The sequence below is a fragment of the Clostridia bacterium genome (assembly GCA_016887505.1).
Lineage (GTDB): Bacteria > Bacillota > TC1 > TC1 > UBA5767 > UBA5767.
On the sequence record CP069393.1, the window covers coordinates 2,005,220 to 2,023,136 of the forward strand.

The window sequence follows — 17,917 nt, forward strand, 5'->3', positions numbered from 1 at the left end:
AATTATGAGTAAGAACATAGAAAAAATGGAGTTTCAAACAGAAGTTAAAAAGATGCTGGATATTGTCATACACTCGTTGTATACCGATGTAGAGATATTTTTACGGGAACTAATTTCAAATGGTACGGATGCTATGGAAAAGGCGAGATACATGCAAGTATCGGGGGATGCAGAATTGGCTGGTCCGCCATTAGAAATCCATATTAGTACCGACGAAGAAAAGAATACCCTGACCATCGAGGATGCGGGTATCGGGATGAGCAAAGAAGAGTTGATTGAAAATCTAGGAACCATAGCACATTCTGGTGCTAAAACGTTTATTGAAAAGTTGGGTGAAAGTGATTCCAAAGATGTCAATTTGATTGGACAATTTGGTGTCGGATTTTACTCTGCCTTTATGGTGGCAGATAGTGTGGAACTATTTACGAAATCGATAACTGGAATGCCTGGGGTCTACTGGAAAAGCGAAGGAGCTGGTACCTACGAAATTGCCGAAGATGACAGCGTAGAACGGGGCACAAAAATTTTACTGCATTTGAAATCTAGCTGTGCTGAATTTGCAAAACCAGATCGGTTGAAGGATATCATTAAACAGTATTCCTCCTTTGTCAGCTTCCCTGTCTTGGTGGAGGGTGAACGAGTCAACACAGTAGATGCACTATGGCTCAAAAATAAGAAAGAAATTACGGAAGAAGAGTATCAGGAGTTCTATAAGTTTGTAGGCGGGGATTATCAAGAACCGTTGATTACCTACCACTTTAGTGTTGATGCACCATTGGCTATTCATTCTATCCTCTATGTACCCAAGGAAAATATGGAGCTTAGAGGCTTTGGACAACTTGACCCTGGTGTTAGGTTGTACAGCAAGAGAGTGATGATTCAAGAAGTGAATGACTCTCTATTGCCCAAATGGTTGCGTTTCCTAAAAGGCGTAGTTGACAGCCCAGAGATTCCCTTAAATATTTCTAGGGAAACGATGCAAGACAGTATGCTGATGAAAAAAATTGGCAAGGTACTAACAGGAAGGTTCCTGAAATATCTATCAGACTTAAGCAAGAAAGACCCGGATACTTATCTAGAATTTTATAAGAAATTTGGGGTTTACTTGAAAGAAGGTTTGGCTTCAGATAGCGACAATAAGGAAAAGCTAATCAAACTGTTGCGCTTTGAGTCCTCTAAAGAGGAAAGTGGTAAACTAATTTCAGTTGACGACTATTTGGCAAGACAAGAAGAAAATGAAAATAAGGCAGATGAAATATACTACATGAGTGGTGCTAGTAGGGAGGTTATTGAAAAGAGTCCTTATTTAGAAATCTTTGCGAAGAAGGATCAAGAAGTTTTATATACTTTTGATGGCTTGGATGATTACGTGCTGTCTATGTCTGGTGAGTACAAGGGTAAACATTTTGTATCAGCAGAAACAGCAGACCTCTCTTACGAAGATGAGCACAAGGGACTTGATGAAGAACAAGCGAAAGAATTGGCCGAATGGTTTAAGGAAACCTTGGGTGATAAAGTAAGTGATGTGAAGGCCTCTAAACGACTATTGGATAGTCCTGTTTTGGTTAAGAGTTCCATGGGTATGAGTAGCAACTTAGAAAAATGGTTGACTATGATGGATGCTAACCCGGGTACCATGCCAAGAGTGCTAGAGTTTAATCCCCATCATCCTTTGCTGATGTCGCTGTACGAACATAGAGATGAGAAAGAAAAAAGTGTGTTGCTCGCCAAACAGCTGTTTGACAATGCGATGCTGGCGGCGGGATTGCCTGTTGATTTTCCTGAACTGGTGGCTAGAATCAACCGTTTGATGGAAGAATCTTTCCAGTAAGGAGCGAAACTATGAACAAGGAGGCCATCTTTGATATTCGAGACGTCACCAAGGTCTATGATATGGGAGAGGTACAGGTTCATGCCTTGCAAGGAGTTAATTTGCAAGTTGCTCGTGGTGAGCTGGTGGTAGTATTGGGAGCCAGCGGATCGGGTAAGAGTACCCTTCTGAATATTATCGGAGGGATGGACTTTGCCACACAAGGAGAAATCCTATATCGAGGTGAGGACATATCAACCTATAGCGAATCGGAATTAACTGAATTTCGCAGACAAGAAGTTGGCTACGTGTTTCAGTTTTATAACCTAATGCCGGCATTGACGGTGCGAGAAAATGTAGAACTCGCTTCTGAAATCAAGTCGGACGCCTTGGATGTTATGGATGTGCTTAAACAGGTGGGGTTGGAAGATAGAGTCAATCATTTTCCATCTCAACTTTCGGGTGGAGAACAGCAAAGAGTGGCGATTGCTCGGGCAATCGCCAAGAACCCCGAAGTACTTTTATGTGATGAACCTACAGGCGCCTTGGATTTTACGACTGGCCTCAAAATCCTAGAAATCATTAAACATATTCACGAGACTAGCGATCGAACAATCTTACTCATTACCCACAACAAGGATATTGCTCAAATGGCCGATAGGGTCGTTCGCATGCGAAGCGGACAAATCTTAGAGACGTTTCGTAATGAATCTCCGAAGGATCCTTCAGAGATAAGTTGGTGATTCTATGAGAATACTGAACCGCATGTTGTATAGAGACGTCAAAGCACACAAAGCGCAGCTGATTGCAGTCAGTGTTGTGTTGATGTTCGGCGTGTTTTCCTTTCTATCGACGTATATCTCTTATGTAAATATTAACCGGGCGGCAGAATTCTACTATGATGAATACCGTTTTTTAGACTATTATGCCAAAGCCAATCATATTGATGAATCCACGGCAAGGACTTTGTCGAAAGAATCGGGAGTTCTTGCTGCTGAACCACGAATAAGTGAGGAAGCAAGAATTGACATAGGGGAAACGCGGGTTTCAGTCAAGGTAAATAGCTTACCGGATAATCGAGAACCATACGTAAATCAGCTTTACTACTTTGAAGGTAAGGCGCCACAGGAAGGCAAGAATCAATGTTTGGTTTCCTCAACATTGCAAGAATACCATAATTTGCAAATCGGGCAAGAGATTGAATTAATTGCTGAGGGCAAGGAGACTACCTTGCAAGTTTCCGGTGTAGTGGCAAGTCCGGAGTATATCTATGAAGTTTCCAACTCCAATTCTCTTTATTCGGTACCTGGAGAATATGGCATTGTCTACCTGAATGAAAAATTCATGCAAAATCTATTCGGCTACCAAGGCTCCTATAATGAAATTCATTTTTTACTTGAGCCAGCCGTTGCTGAGATGACGATAGATAATATTGAAGAAGTGTTGAAAGATTCAGGCTTTGTAGCTGGTATCAAGCGAGAGGATCAAATTTCCAATTCGCTACTCCGACAGGAAATTGATCAGCTGCAGAATATGGCAGTGCTGTTTCCAATTTTGTTTATGAGCATTTCAATATTCATGCTCTATATTATGATGAAGAGAATCATTCAAAATCAACGCATTTCCCTTGGAACCATGAAGGCACTGGGACTGTATCGAAGGGACATCCTGTCATACTATCTGAAATTAGGTGGAATTAGTGGGGTAGTCGGTTCTCTCATAGGGGCAGCCTTAGGGAGCTATGGAGGGATAGCGCTGAATGAATACTATACCTTGTACTTTCATATCCCAGTAATGAATGTAGAAATTGATCCTGTCTTGCTACTCATTGCCATTGGCAGCGGGGTTGGTGTAACCCTCTTAGGTGCTTACTTTGCTGGTCGTTCGGCCTTTGCTTTGATGCCAGCAGAGGCGATGCGTCCGGTAGCCCCTGAAGTGGTAATTGGCTTTGACTACGAAAAGAGACTAGGAAAAATTTGGCACAGGGTTCCTTTCGGTTGGAAAATGGTTATTCGTAATATTGGCCGAAAGAAATTCAGGACAGCCGCAACGGCATTGGGCGTATGCTTTACGGTCATCATGCTTCTAGTCAGTATGTTTATGGGAGATACCACAGACAATCTTATGCAAAAGAACTTCCATGAATACCAAAAGTATGACATTAAAGCAAACTTTATTGCACCAGTAGCCTTCCAGGATATAAGAGCATTGGCAGAAATAGAAGGCGTAGAAATCTTAGAACCAGTGTTGGATGTAGGCGTGAAGTTGACCTACAAGGGAGAAGAAAAAGATATCTTGCTGAGCGGTGTCAAACCAGACACCCAGATGGTAAGCTTGAAAGACAAAAGGGACCGTCAGCTGTCGATTCCCTCATCGGGTATTGTGATGCCTGCCAGCTATGCTGAGAATATGGGTATTTCGGTGGGAGATGTGGTTAGTATTGAACCATATGATAAACGACTTACTAAAAAGCAGGTTACGGTGGTCGCTTTAGCAGAACAGTACATGGATTTTTCTAGCTATACAGATATTGAGTATCTTGGAAAGCTATTTGACGATTCGAGGTATGCTACTGGTATCTTAGTAACAGCTGATGAAGAACACTATATGAGCATTGAGGATGAGTTGCAGGATTATCCCTATGTCATGTCTGTAAGCAACCGGGCGGAAATGGTAGCTTGGTTGGAGAGCATGATGGGATTTGTGAATGTTTACATGGGTGTGATGCTACTGATTTCCGGGATTATTGGTTTTGCCATAATTTTTAATAGCACCCTAATCAATATTGCGGAGAGAAAACGAGAATTGGCAAGTCTGAGAGTACTAGGATATCGCATTCGTGAAATCAAAAAAATGCTAGAACGGGAGAATATGCTAATCGCTGTATTGGCTTTGGTTCCAGGCATCTACCTGGGATACCAAATTAGCATTCTTTTCGGGAAAACCTTTACCAATGATATGTACAACCTAGTAATTGTCATATCGACTAGAAGTTACTTGATTACCATTATTTCAACGCTGTTTTTCGTCTGGTTTGCAGGCGTAGCTGTACGCTCACGCATACACAGTCTTGATATGGTGGAAGTTCTAAAAGATCGTGAGGGATAAACATGATGAAAAAGAAGAACAAAGACAAGCAGAAGACTAAAGGTAAGGGATTTCGATGGCTGCTGTTGCTAGGTGTAGTGATAGTTGCTGGAGTATTGCTTTTTTATTCCATGAAACCAGCTGAGGTATTGGGTATCCAAGTTGCCCTTTCAGATATTGAGGAGAGCATCGAAATCGATGGTTATGTAGCTTTGGAAGAGGAGATTACGGTTTACAGCTCTCACGCTGGCTATGTCCGCAATTTGCTAGCAGACAAAGGATTGGATGTGTTGGTAGCAGACTTTCTAATGAACGTTGAGGATTCTGGTATCAATTTGGGTGCTAAGACGCTGGATGCTTCTTTGGCTGAAGCCAAATCATTACTTTCCTTGGCAGCCAACGACAATAGCTATGCACGGGATCGATATGAAAAGCAAAAGCTCTTATTTGAGGCTGGAGCAGCATCAGAGTCAGATTACCAAGCCGCTCTCAATGCATATCGAACTACCGGCAGTGCCTACAATGCCGCATTGGCGAGAGTGGACCAGATAAAATTGCAATTAGATGAAGCCGTTCGTAGCGAAGAAAAACAGAAAATTACGGCACCTATACAAGGCAAGATTTTAGATGTGTTTGTGCAGGAAGAAGCCTATGTGGCTCCAGGCAGTCCTTTGGTCCGGATTGGCAACTTGGATTCTCGGATTATTGAAGCTAGTGTATTGGTTGACGATATGGATGATTTGGATATAGCTGATCCAGTGACCTTGTCTGCGAACTACTTGGATCAAGAGCTTAAGGGAACCATCGAATGGATTTCCCCATCGGCGGAAACCTCATTTTCAACCTTGGGCGTGGAACAAAAACGTGTTCCCCTAAAGATATCCTTTGACTTATCAAATGATATCTTACAGCCGGGATATAGCTTAGACTGTAGCATCCAGACCACCAGCAGTAAACAAACAATGGTATTGGACCGCAAAGCAATATTCAGCCATAATGGTGCTGATTACGTATATTTGATTAAGGATGGGTTACTTATAGAGAGTCCTGTTGTTTTGGGCTTGGAAGAGTTAGAACGTGTTGAGATTGTGGAAGGACTTGATGTTGGTGATTGGGTGGTTGCCACACCCGATGTCGATACCAAAGATGGCATGAAAGTGAAGAGGATAGAAGAATAAGGATGGACAACATGGGTTACATATTAAACTATATTCAGAATATTTTTACATTGGCTTTTGTTTTGGAAACACTAATCGCTCTGGCTGTGTTGGCGGCATTTTTGTTTGTCAACCGGTTCTTAAGGGGGAAAATAGTTGCTATTGTCAGGAAAGGGTTAGCTAAGACGAAACTCACTTGGGGTGATACACTCCTAAAGGCGATGGATAAACCGCTAGGATTTCTTATTAATGCAGTAGGTTTCTATTTCTTTTTAGTGCTATTCCCACTGACCAGTGGATTCAATATTTTTTGGATGAACTTTCTCCGGAGCATACTGATTATCACTCTGGCACGAATTATTAGCTTTTTGGCAGATGATTTTGCAGGCATATTGCTGAATAGCCTTAAAGATAAGCAGGCGAACCAGACCATTCGCCCTTTGATTACGCGAACGCTTCAGGTATTGGCCTATGCATTAGCGATTCTAATGATTGCCCAAGAATGGGGCTATGACGTAAAAGGCTTTATAGCAGGACTAGGCTTAGTCGGTTTTGCGGTAGCCATGGGTGCACAGGACACCATTACAAACATGTTATCTGGCCTATTCTTGATTGCCGACCGGAGCATCGCTGTTGGTGATTGGGTATCCAACGATCAGGTTGAAGGAACCGTTGAGGAGATGAGTTTTAGAACTACTAAAATTCGTACTTTTGAACAATCGCTTATTACAGTGCCGAACTCAATTTTGGCTAACAATCCTGTTACCAATTACACCCAAAGAGGTATGCGCCGAATTAGGTTTACGCTAGGTGTCATGTATAAGACTAGTGCAGAACGCTTGGATGCGGTCATTAAAAGGATTGAAAATATGTTGCGGGAGCATCCTAGGGTGGTTAACGATACAATCTATGTTCATTTTACAACTTTTAATGATTCAAGCTTAGATATCTTAATCTATTGCTTTACCGATGCATTGAATTATGGAGAATTCATGAAAGTTAAAGAGGAAATTAATTTTAGCATTATGGATATCCTAGAACAAGAATCCGTATCTGCAGCCTTCCCATCTACTTCACTCTATATTGAGGATGCACCTCCGATTATTGGAAAATTAGCAGAGTAATAGGTGTTGGGGGATTTTCAATTCTAAGTGATTCAAGAAGGACTGAGGTAAAAAAAATAGGAGCACAAGCTCCTATTTTTTATGTTTTTCATGTGCATCCTTTAGTTGTTTAAGGAGATCCATTTCCTCGCGACTTAGGTGTTCAGGCATTTTTATACTGACTTTCAGTACTAAATCACCCTCCCCGGTTCGATTTTTCAAGCCTTTACCCTTGATACGAATCTCATCCCCACCCTGGGTTTTCTTGGGTATCTCAATTTCCAAGGTTTCTTCAAAAAAGCGTAAGTCCAGCTTTTTACCAAGCACTGCATCCCAAGGTGTGACGCTGACGCGACCAACCAAATCCTTGCCTTCTGCAGTAAATCCTTGGCCTGGTTTAATTTTTATTTTGAGATAGAGGTTGCCGTTGCGGCCACCATTTTTCCCTGCATTACCCTTGCCTGGAACCTTGATTTTCATACCTTCTGTTGCTCTAGGTGGAATCTTAATTTCCAAACTGTGGGTATGTGGTACTTTTTTACCATTTACTGTTTTGGTTGTCCGAATCTTGATGCTCTTTTTGGTGCCACTATAGGCTTCGGCAGCTGTTATCGTTAAATCAATATCTCTGTCCGCTCCGTCTACAGGCGTCGGTTTAGGCTGATAGCCTTGACGGCCTTGTTGCCCATACATGTTACTAAAAGGATTGCCTTGGCTAGCCCCACCAAAGGGACTTCCGCCAGCATTTCCAAAAAGGGTGTCAAAAAAGTCAGAAAAGTTTGACGATGATTGTCCGCCAGCACTTTTGAAATCAAATCCTCCAAAGTTAAAGTCGGAGAAATCCTGACCTTGTTGCCAGTTGTGTCCAAGCTGGTCATAACGCGCCCGCTTGTCTGGATCCTTTAACACTTCGTACGCTTCATTTATCTCTTTAAATTTTTCTTCGGATCCTGCATCTTTATTTACGTCTGGGTGGTACTTGCGAGCAAGTTTACGATAGGCTGATTTGATTTCCTTGTCACTTGCTTCCTTGTTTATTCCCAGCGTCTCATAATAATCATGATAACTAATTCCCATGGTTTTTCTCCTAACGTCAGATAAGGTCAAATACTATCCTTATTATAGGGCAGCGGATTCGCGAAATCAAGTCTTTGGGCTTGCCAAAGAAAAGAAAAAGCGTATAATGTTTGTTAAGACTAACAAACGGAGATGACATATGCATAAATTATCTAGTGCTAATCAAGATTATTTAGAAACCATATACCTACTTTCGAAAGAGGAGGAGTCGGTTCGCGCTACAGACATAGCGCATCGTCTGGGTGTATCGAAGGCTAGCGTAAATCAGGCAATCAAAACATTGAAGGATGTTGGCTTTGTTATAAATGAACGATATGGTCCGGTCAAATTGACTGACAGCGGAAGATTCGAAGCGAGGAGGATTCATTTTCTACATCACCTAATCAAGGATTTCATGATGAGTACATTGAATATCCGGGAAGAGATTGCGGAAAAAGAGGCCTGTCAAATCGAACACGTTCTAGGAAACCAAACGGTCAAAGCGATTGTAAATTATATGCGCAACAATGAAATAACGGTAAAGCATTTCGATTTGGATCAGGTGCATGAGTTTTTATTTTACTCTAAGAGACTGAGCGAACTGAAGGTGGGAGACCAAGGGGTAGTCAAAAAAATTGATGCTAAGGGCGACTTGAAACGACGCATTATGGAAATGGGCGTTATTAAGGGCGATGTAGTTGAGGTTATTGGCGTTGCACCGATGGGTGACCCCATATCGCTGCGTATCGGGGATTATAACCTGAGTTTGAGACTCAAGGAGGCCGATAACGTGTGGGTAGAAGTGCTTTAGAAAGGACAAATCATGGAGAGTCAAAGAGTTGCGTTGATTGGAAACCCCAATTCTGGGAAAACAACGCTTTTTAACGCCTTGACTGGATCGACACAGCAGACAGGGAATTGGCCAGGTGTGACAGTCGAAAAAAAATCTGGGCGTTTACTACAATATAAAGAAATTGAATTGATTGACCTTCCGGGAACATACAGCCTGGGGGAGTACTCTGAAGATGAGTTGGTGGCGAAACGTTATCTATTAGATGAAAGACCGGATGCAGTTATTGATGTGATAGATGCATCTAATCTGAAACGGAATCTCTATCTAACCATGTTGCTGCTGGAAATGGGTGAGAACCTTGTCCTTGCGGTCAACATGTTGGATGCAGCTAAGAGTCGTAATGCGGAAGTTGATGTAGAAAAACTGTCTGCTCTTTTGGGTGTACCAGCCGTACCTACTGTCGGTGTAAAGGGAAAAGGTGTACAGCAACTTGCAGATTCGGCGCGAAATAATCTAAATCGCAAGTGTCAGTCCTTTCGCATTGACTATGGACATGAATTAGAGCACCACCTCTGTAAACTGGAGAGGATGCTTCATACAAACAATTTCTGTAAAATCCAATATCATCCTACAGAGAAACAGCCCTTAAAAGAGGGTGGACGACGTCGCGGGTTTAGAAGACAACGTGGTATGATGGGCAATAATACTACCGAATGCGATGACAGAAACAGGAGTCTTCCGGCATTGCCAGCTCGCTATCTTGCTGTCAAAATTTTGGAGAACAACCAGAATGTGATGCATCTGCTAATGGAAAACGGTTTGACGGAAGAACAACTTGCAGACATTGCGAAGGACCGGGAACATTTAGAGAGTGTTTTCAATGAAGACGTAGAAAGTGTAATCATTGAGAAACGCTACGGATTTATTGAAGGAATTGTAAAACAGGTAGTGAAAAAGAAACGGGTTAAAGAAGGTGGCATCAACCGTAAGATCAGTGTATCCGACACCATCGATACCGTGGTGCTGAATCGATATTTGGCCATTCCGATTTTCTTATTCATCATGTTTTTGATGTTTCAAATTACCTTCTCGCTAGGGGGGATCGTTGCAGATCTTTTTGATAGTGCACTAGGTGCTATCTCGGCAATGATAGGTTCTGGTATAGCTCATCCCCTACTCAGGTCCTTTATTGTAGAAGGCGTTCTAGGAGGATTGGGTGGCATACTAGTTTTTGTCCCTAACATATTTTTACTCTTTTTCGTGCTGTCTATTTTAGAGGACTCGGGATACATGGCACGGGGTGCCTACCTTATGGATGGGTTGATGCGAAAAATTGGTTTACAAGGCAAGAGTTTCATTCCTATGGTGACGGGATTTGGTTGTAGCGTACCAGCGGTTATGGCTACACGAACTTTAGAAAGTAAGAATGACCGCATGATTACCATGATGGTACTCCCCTTCATGTCATGTGGGGCGAGACTTCCAGTGTATGTTCTGTTTGCTGGTGCCTTCTTTGCTGAACGTGAGACACTAGTGGTATTTAGTCTTTATCTTTTGGGTATTGCGGTAGCTGTGCTCATGGCAAAGATCTTTCGTAAGACCTTATTTCCTGGAGAAAATACCCCCTTTGTCCTTGAATTGCCACCCTACCGTATTCCCACTTTACGTGGGGTAATGATTCACATGTGGGACCGAGGTAGTGAGTTTCTTCGGAAAGCAGGAACCTTGATTTTTGCGGTTGTCATATTGATTTGGGTATTATCCAATCTTCCTTATGGTGTTGACTATGCTTCGCAAGATTCCTTTATAGGACAAATTGGTAGTTTGCTTGCCGTACTATTCAAACCCTTGGGTTTTGGAACCTGGGAAGCCTCCACTGCTTTAATCTTTGGCATCGTAGCGAAGGAAGTCGTCGTGGCTACCTTGGGAACAGTATACGCTGCTTATGGAAGTTTGGGTTCGGCCATACAGCAATTGTGGACCCCGCTAGCAGGCTACTCCTTCATGATTATGACACTTTTATACACACCATGCATAGCAACCTTGTCAGCCATACGGCGTGAGACAAAAAGTACTCGCTGGATGCTTTTTTCCATGGGATACAGTTTTGCTGTTGCTTGGGTGGCATCCTTCCTATTTTACCAGATAGGGAGCGTGGTTCTTTCGCTGGTAGGGAAGCTTTGATGAGGTGATATGATGGAAACCATAATTTTGATAATAGTTGGACTTGTGGCACTGGGCGTGATTCTATTTATGACATTTGCCGGATCCAAATCAGGCTGCCACAAGAACAGCAGTGAGTGTTCGTCTTGCAGTTTGTACCGAAGCTGCGACCAACATCCTGCGCCACGAGATACACAGCAAAAACCAGTAGATGATAATAACGATGAACAAAAATCATAAGGGAGACATGTCTCCCTTTATTTTTTGGAAGGAAAAAGCTTTTATGGATGATTTTTTAGTAGTATCAAAAAAGGATATGCGTCACAGGGGCTGGGATAGATTGGACTTTGTATTGGTTACAGGTGATGCATATGTAGACCACCATTCTTTTGGTGCGGCAGTGATTGGCCGTGTTCTTACGAAGGCTGGTTACAAGGTAGGCATCTTGGCGCAACCCTATTTTCAAGATGAGCGAGATATGGATAAATTGGGTGAACCTAGACTGGGCTTTCTGGTGACATCTGGCAATATGGATTCCATGGTGGCTCACTACAGCGTGAATAAGAAAAGACGCCATCAAGATGCCTATTCCCCGGGTGGCAATATGGGGCATAGACCAGACCGGGCCGTAATTGTATACAGTCAGTTGATTCGTAAAAGATATCCCAATGCAAATATCGTGCTTGGGGGCATTGAGGCTAGCCTCAGACGTTTTGCACACTATGATTATTGGAACGACACCGTGATGCCGAGTATTTTAGAGGAATCAGGAGCAGATTTATTGGTGTATGGCATGGGGGAAAATACCATGACCCAGATTGCTGAGTTTTTAAACCAGGGATTTGAGGCTAAGGATATACAATGGTTGCCCGGAACCTGTTATCAGATTTCTGAAATTTCAGCTACACTGAAGAAGCAAGTAGAAATTGGTGAGGCCATACGTGCGGAAGGATACCTTGAAGTAAAGCGCAATCCAAAGGATTTCAATCAAGCCTTCCTAGCAGAGTATCGCCAGCAGGATCCTGTTTGGGGACGCATCGTGTTACAAAAGCAAAAACATAGTTATTTAGTTCAGAATCCTCCGGCAAAACCTCTCGATAGAGCGGAACTAGATGAGGTCTACAAGTTACCATTCACACGAAAGGTACATCCATCCTACGAGGGACAAGGTGGTATTCCGGCTATTGAAGAAGTCCGCTTTAGTATTGCTGCTACCCGCGGCTGTTTTGGCAGTTGCAGCTTTTGTGCCATAACCTTCCACCAGGGCAGAATTGTCACAGCTCGCAGCAAAGAATCGCTGATTGCGGAAGCCGAGCGTATGACTCATGATGAGGATTTTAAGGGATATATCCATGATGTAGGAGGACCAACAGCCAACTTTTTTGGGCCTGCCTGTGATAAGCAGTTGGAAAAGGGAAGTTGTTCGCATCGCCAGTGCCTAGTTCCGAAACCATGTGAAAATTTAAATGTGTCACACAAGGAATATTTGGAAGTATTGAGAGCCATCCGTGCGTTGCCAGGGGTGAAGAAAGTATTTGTGCGTTCAGGCATCCGCTATGACTACCTGATGGCAGACAAGGATCAGACTTTTATGCGGGAACTATGTGCTCACCACGTTAGCGGCCGACTGAAAGTGGCACCGGAACATGTTTCGCCGAGAGTGTTGGAAATCATGGGCAAACCGAAGCGAAAGGTTTATGACGCATTTTGCAACCGCTTCATGGAAATGAACCGCACGCTAGGAAAAAAACAGTACTTGGTACCATATTTAATTTCAAGCCATCCTGGTAGCCAATTGTCGGATGCAATATTGTTGGCAGAATATTTAAAAGAACAGAATGTTCGTCCGGAACAGGTTCAAGACTTTTATCCGGTGCCGGGGACTCTGTCTACTGCAATGTACCATACTGGCTATAATCCCCTAGACGATAAGCCTATTTATGTAGCGAAGAAACCTTCAGACAAAAAGATGCAACGAGCCTTGTTGCAATATTTTAATCCGGAGAACTATGCTTTAGTAAGAAAAGCCCTTCGCCTTGAAGGCAGAGAGGACCTAATCGGTAGTGGTAAACACTGTTTGGTCCCCGATGGAAAGAGGTATGAGAAAGTGATAAGAAAAAAACCCCAGCGCAAGCGCTAGGGTAAGAAATCCTTCAATGCCTCATGTACGGTGTAGCTAGATGCAGTCGTATAGGCAATCGTATAGTCGTTGTTTACATCCTTAAGCAGTGATTCCCACTCAAGATCAAGGGTATCATCACGGAGAAAGGTTAGATTCACAAATTGCTTGTTTTTGGGTACAGCCTCAAAGGATACACCAGAAATATCCGCATCGGAAAAGCATAACGGGAAAGCCTTGTATGAGGCTTCGGCAACCTCTTTTAGAAGTGATTTTTCATTCCATACCTTGCCTGGGTCGAAGGTGATAGTGACCAGTTGCCCTTGGTCGGTTTTTTCAATGACAACATCCTTTAGCTTGTTGCTACCCAAATCCGCTTCAAGCAGTGAAACAAGATTGGATGAATCGACGAGCAGGGAGGATTCTTCTGCCGAGCGACTAGTTTGGATATCCTGCATATTCTTGTTCCAAGCGTAGCGACTTACGGCGAAAATAATGAGTAGAATCACTATGAGCTGTAGCCATTTATTGTTAAACAATTTTTTTGAATCCATTCGGTTCACAGCTTCCTTCCTATTGGGGGAGCATCACGCTACGCGAAATCTCCTCAGCATTTTCTTTTCTAGTTTGCAGATATAAGGAACGTTTTTCAGTGTCGGTAATACGTTTGTCCTTGTTGATTAAGCGATTGTAAGCAAAATTATCCTTTTTCTCATAAAAGTAATGTCTTGCTCCGATTTTAGCCAACTCGATCTCACGGTCGAGTTTTTTTCTTGTTTCCCCTGAGGTTTCAAGCATAGAGGAGAGACTTTCTCTTACCTCATAGGCTATTTGCCGCATTTGGGCATACGGTATACCCCCGGTGTACAAGTTTTCTTTTTCTGGGTGGGTGCTTTCGGGTAAGATATCAAGGCAAAGCGCATATTGCTGCTTTAGAGCAGGGTCGAAAGCCTGATTTTTGCAGGTACCAGATAAGTTGGTCAGTATGTCCTTGCGACTGATTAGCAAGTTGTTGTCATCAAAAATTATTTCACCTACATAATCAGATGTTTGAATCCATTTTTCCAGACAATCCTGTCCGGCTTGAACAGATGCTAGAAATTGAACGCTGTCTTCTGTTTGTTCAATGCGGACAAAGCCTAAGTAGGGCAGAGTATTGCTAGGCAGGTAGATACCCGTGGTAGATAAGAGAAGCAAGGTCCTGTCAGAGCCGTTTGATGTCAAAAATCGCTCTATTATGGTGGCCATGTGTACTGCTTCATCCGCATATCCTGCATCGTAAGCGGCCATGCTCTTGTCCAGAAAGCCAATGATTGTGCTTAATAATTTTTTTTCCATCTAGACCTCCGAATATATTGTGCTTTTATCATATCGCGTTTTTTTGTATAAGCCCATGTCAATTCTTGCAAGAATATGGAGCATCTTTCATAATTAAAAAAGCGGAGGCATTGCCTCCGCTTAAATCGTGTTTAGCCGTGTCTAGTCGTGTTTAAGTTGTTTGGCAAAAGGTGCTCTCAGCATTTGTGCTTTGGGCATATTGGACCCAACCAAGGGTCTTGCATAATCCAGAAAGGCATGGGTTACATTGTTTCCTGATTCGTTAATGTATTCATCCGGCATTAATCTCGTTTTAGCTGCGATTTCTTTTAATTTTACGAGACTATAATCTACTGCGTAGTCGCCTGTGCGGTTAATGGTTATTGAACCATCGACGTTGTGCCAAATGGCGAAGTGTGCCGCTTTTTCCCCTACTTCTCTTGCTTCATGCATATCAACATCACTGACACACCCAGCGAAACTCCGCTGTAGGTAACCGAAGGTATCAGCACGCACCCGACTAACTTTCAGGGTTCTCTTTAAATGGTCTACGACCATGTCGCCTAGCTGACCGCCAGCTAACTCTACGTTGCCGTGGGCATCGCGTTCAACGCGTTTTCGTAGTGTGCTAGCAATGGGCTGGCCTTGGGCATTGATAATGCCTTCGGACATAGCGATGACACAACGACCATATTTTTTATATACGTTTCGAACATCTTGTGTGAAGCGGTCTAAGTCGAATGCACGTTCTGGCATGTAAATTAGGTGTGGACCATCATCGGAGAATTTTTTGCCGAGTGCAGCCGATGCAGCTAGAAATCCAGCATGCCGTCCCATAACTACGCCAATATAAATACCACCTAGTGCTCTGGTTTCAAGATTAGCACCGATGAAGCTTTGGGCTACGAAACGGGCTGCAGAACCATAGCCAGGGGTATGGTCATTGAGAACCAAATCATTGTCTACCGTTTTTGGAATGTGGATGGCCCGGAATTCATAGTTCTCTTTATGAGCATAGTCGTTGACTAGGCGCACGGTATCAGATGAGTCGTTGCCGCCGATATAGAAAAAGTAGCGGACGTTGTGAAGTTTGAGCATCTCAAAAATTTCAGCACAATATTTAAGATCAGGTTTTACCCGAGTGGACAGCAAAGCTGCTGATGGGGTTTTTGCAACCAATTCTAGGTTGTGGGTAGTTTCCTGAGTCAGGTCGATGAAATCTTCATTGATGATGCCTTCAACACCTTTAATAGCACCATAAACTCGGCCGACTTGATTGAATTTTCTAGATTCCAGAACAGCTCCAACGAGTGATTGGTTTATGACCGCAGTAGGGCCACCTCCTTGTGCAATAACAACGTTACCTTTTAGTTCCATTTTCTCCTCCATAATGTTTAATAAATGTTTGGTTGATGTGGAATATTCTTTTTTTTGTTTACCTATTTTCTAATCAGACAATTCATTATACACTAGATGATGTAACAGTTGAACAGAGAAAGAATCAGAGGGGGAAGAACATGAGCAAAAAGATGAAGCACATATTGGGTTTGCTGCTGCTACTGGTTGGGCTGATTGGACTTACTGGTTGCACCTTGTTTTCAAGTGATGCAGAAGAATTACCTGAGGACCCAGCTGCTGTTGAAGAACCACAGGAACCAGCAGTCCCGGAGTTGACTGAAGAAGAATTGCTGGCCATTGCACAAGAGGAAAGACTACAACTCGAAGAAACCAGAAAAAATGAATTGAAAGAGTTCTATGTACCTCTACCGGCAATTGGTGAAGAACGTGAAAAAGTGACAACGGAAGCAAAGGCTGTTTATGTAACCAGCAATGTTGCAGGTTTTAATTTTGATATTGAAGATATAGAGTACTATGCTGATTATGTGCGTAGTATAAGTGGACAAACAAATAATACAGTAGACACCTCTCGTCTAGGAGACGTCAATAAACTAGAACGCATATTAGGGCTTTGTGAGGCTTCTGAACTAAATGCCTTGGTCATTGATGTTAAGAATGATGATGGACTCGTTTCTTGGCCTAGCGATGTGCCCATCGTGGAAGAAGTGGGTTCAAACTGGACCAATGTAATGCCGGAATATTCGGTGTTGCTGGACTATTTAAAAGACCATAATATCTATTCTATTGCTCGAATTGTGGCTTTTAAAGACCCCTACTTTGCCAAGACGAAATCAGAACACGCCATACAGCTTAAAAATGGTGGAGCCTATAAGGATAAGAAGGGCATAATGTGGGTTAATCCCTTCGACCCATATGTTTGGGATTATAATATAGCCCTTTCCAAAGAGGCCGCTCTAAGGGGATTTGATGAAATACAGTATGATTATGTGCGTTTCCCTGATAACGCGAAAACCTACAATCCAATCACGGATTTCCCTTACAGGGAAGGCAGAGACAAGGACCAGGCTATTGAATCCTTCCTTGCGCATGCCAAAGAAGAGTTAGCGCCTTATAATGTAAACATAGCAGCAGATGTTTTTGGTGTAGCAACCCGCTCTTGGGATGATAAGCCGGAAGACATTGGTCAAACTTGGCGCTTAGTTGCTAACCAAGCGGACTATATCTGCCCCATGATTTACCCCAGCCATTATGGCCCCAACTGGTATGGATACGCAGTACCCGACCAACATCCGTACGGCGTTTTGCGTGCATCTCTCAAAGAGGCACTAGAACGTAATGCTGCTCAGCCGGAACCGGCAGTCATTCGGCCCTGGATTCAAGGATTCAATGCACCATGGATTGCCGGACACATAAACTATGATGCCAAGGCTATTTCAGACCAGATTGTAGCGGGTGTAGAATTGGGCGTGAATGATTACATTATTTGGGATCCGAGTAATTCCTATGATCCTATGATTTTCTTCTACCATGACCGTGTGGAAGATACTTGGCCAGAGGGAGAGGACGTAACAGGACGGACACCGGAAGAAGCCCTTAGCAAATATCTGAAGGCCCAGAAGAATGATTGGCTAAGCCAGATTTATCTATTAACACCGATGGATGAAAGAGCTGCTGACTATGATGAATTTGCGGCACAACGTGAAGAAACAGGCATGACGCTAGATAGCTATGATATTGTATCGGTAAATAAGACAGATGATGGTAAGTGGACTGCTGTTCTAAATGCTACCTTTACATCAAATCAAGGTACAGCTGAATTGACAGGGGCAGTTGTGGATATTATTAATGAAAAAGATGTCTACAAGGTATCACTCCCGGAATTGGTATTTGTCAATGAGCAAGAGAGCGAAACGGAGTCAGAAGGAAGCGTAGAAGCAACAGAATGACGAAATA

General features: G+C 43.0%; 13 protein-coding genes. 9 read left to right on the forward strand and 4 right to left on the reverse strand.

The features are described 5' to 3' along the window. Positions 1–4 precede the first annotated feature (4 nt). The 5 genes from htpG to JR334_09565 are packed head-to-tail and all read left to right on the forward strand — an operon-like array spanning position 5 to position 7,178. The gene (gene htpG, locus JR334_09545; protein ID QRN85189.1) at positions 5–1,831 is read left to right on the forward strand and encodes a molecular chaperone HtpG; all 1,827 of its coding nucleotides are present in this window, start codon (positions 5–7) and stop codon (positions 1,829–1,831) included. An 11-nt stretch (positions 1,832–1,842) separates the two neighbouring features. Beyond that, positions 1,843–2,553, forward strand: coding sequence for an ABC transporter ATP-binding protein (locus JR334_09550; GenBank protein ID QRN85190.1), 711 nt, complete (start codon positions 1,843–1,845; stop codon positions 2,551–2,553). A gap of 4 nt (positions 2,554–2,557) precedes the next feature. Further along, on the forward strand, positions 2,558–4,918 hold the full coding sequence (locus tag JR334_09555; protein ID QRN85191.1) for an FtsX-like permease family protein: 2,361 nt from the start codon (positions 2,558–2,560) through the stop codon (positions 4,916–4,918). A gap of 2 nt (positions 4,919–4,920) precedes the next feature. Next, positions 4,921–6,075, forward strand: a complete 1,155-nt coding sequence (locus JR334_09560) for an efflux RND transporter periplasmic adaptor subunit (GenBank protein ID QRN85192.1) — start codon at positions 4,921–4,923, stop codon at positions 6,073–6,075. A gap of 11 nt (positions 6,076–6,086) precedes the next feature. Beyond that, complete coding sequence (locus tag JR334_09565) at positions 6,087–7,178, forward strand: mechanosensitive ion channel family protein (GenBank protein QRN85193.1); 1,092 nt, start codon at positions 6,087–6,089, stop codon at positions 7,176–7,178. Positions 7,179–7,250: 72 nt separating this feature from the next. Here JR334_09565 and JR334_09570 read toward each other — a convergent pair whose 3' ends face one another. Beyond that, positions 7,251–8,234 carry a DnaJ domain-containing protein gene (locus JR334_09570; GenBank protein QRN85194.1) on the reverse strand — a complete coding sequence of 328 codons (984 nt, stop codon included), beginning with the start codon at positions 8,232–8,234 and terminating at the stop codon, positions 7,251–7,253. Positions 8,235–8,373: 139 nt separating this feature from the next. Between JR334_09570 and JR334_09575 the strand changes: the two genes are divergently transcribed. From JR334_09575 to JR334_09585, 3 genes are all read left to right on the forward strand, one after another. Continuing rightward, positions 8,374–9,024 (forward strand): metal-dependent transcriptional regulator, encoded by a 651-nt coding sequence (locus tag JR334_09575; GenBank protein QRN85195.1) that lies wholly within the window; start codon positions 8,374–8,376, stop codon positions 9,022–9,024. A 12-nt stretch (positions 9,025–9,036) separates the two neighbouring features. Then, positions 9,037–11,190, forward strand: a complete 2,154-nt coding sequence (feoB, locus tag JR334_09580; GenBank protein ID QRN85196.1) for a ferrous iron transport protein B — start codon at positions 9,037–9,039, stop codon at positions 11,188–11,190. 262 nt (positions 11,191–11,452) lie between these two features. Continuing rightward, complete coding sequence (locus JR334_09585; GenBank protein QRN86908.1) at positions 11,453–13,309, forward strand: YgiQ family radical SAM protein; 1,857 nt, start codon at positions 11,453–11,455, stop codon at positions 13,307–13,309. On the opposite strand, the gene JR334_09590 is transcribed toward JR334_09585, so the two are convergent. The 3 genes from JR334_09590 to JR334_09600 all read right to left on the reverse strand — a co-directional run bounded on the left by JR334_09590 (position 13,306) and on the right by JR334_09600 (position 15,982). After that, positions 13,306–13,842 (reverse strand): hypothetical protein, encoded by a 537-nt coding sequence (locus tag JR334_09590; protein QRN85197.1) that lies wholly within the window; start codon positions 13,840–13,842, stop codon positions 13,306–13,308. The two genes, JR334_09585 and JR334_09590, sit on opposite strands and share 4 nt — an antisense overlap. Positions 13,843–13,861: 19 nt before the next feature. After that, on the reverse strand, positions 13,862–14,626 hold the full coding sequence (locus tag JR334_09595) for a hypothetical protein (protein QRN85198.1): 765 nt from the start codon (positions 14,624–14,626) through the stop codon (positions 13,862–13,864). A gap of 141 nt (positions 14,627–14,767) precedes the next feature. Beyond that, positions 14,768–15,982, reverse strand: a complete 1,215-nt coding sequence (locus JR334_09600) for a 6-phosphofructokinase (protein ID QRN85199.1) — start codon at positions 15,980–15,982, stop codon at positions 14,768–14,770. Between the two features lie 140 nt (positions 15,983–16,122). On the opposite strand from JR334_09600, the gene JR334_09605 reads away from it, so the two are divergent. Continuing rightward, entirely contained in the window at positions 16,123–17,910 is a 1,788-nt protein-coding gene (locus tag JR334_09605) for a hypothetical protein (protein QRN85200.1), read from the forward strand. The last annotated feature ends 7 nt before the right edge of the window (positions 17,911–17,917 follow it).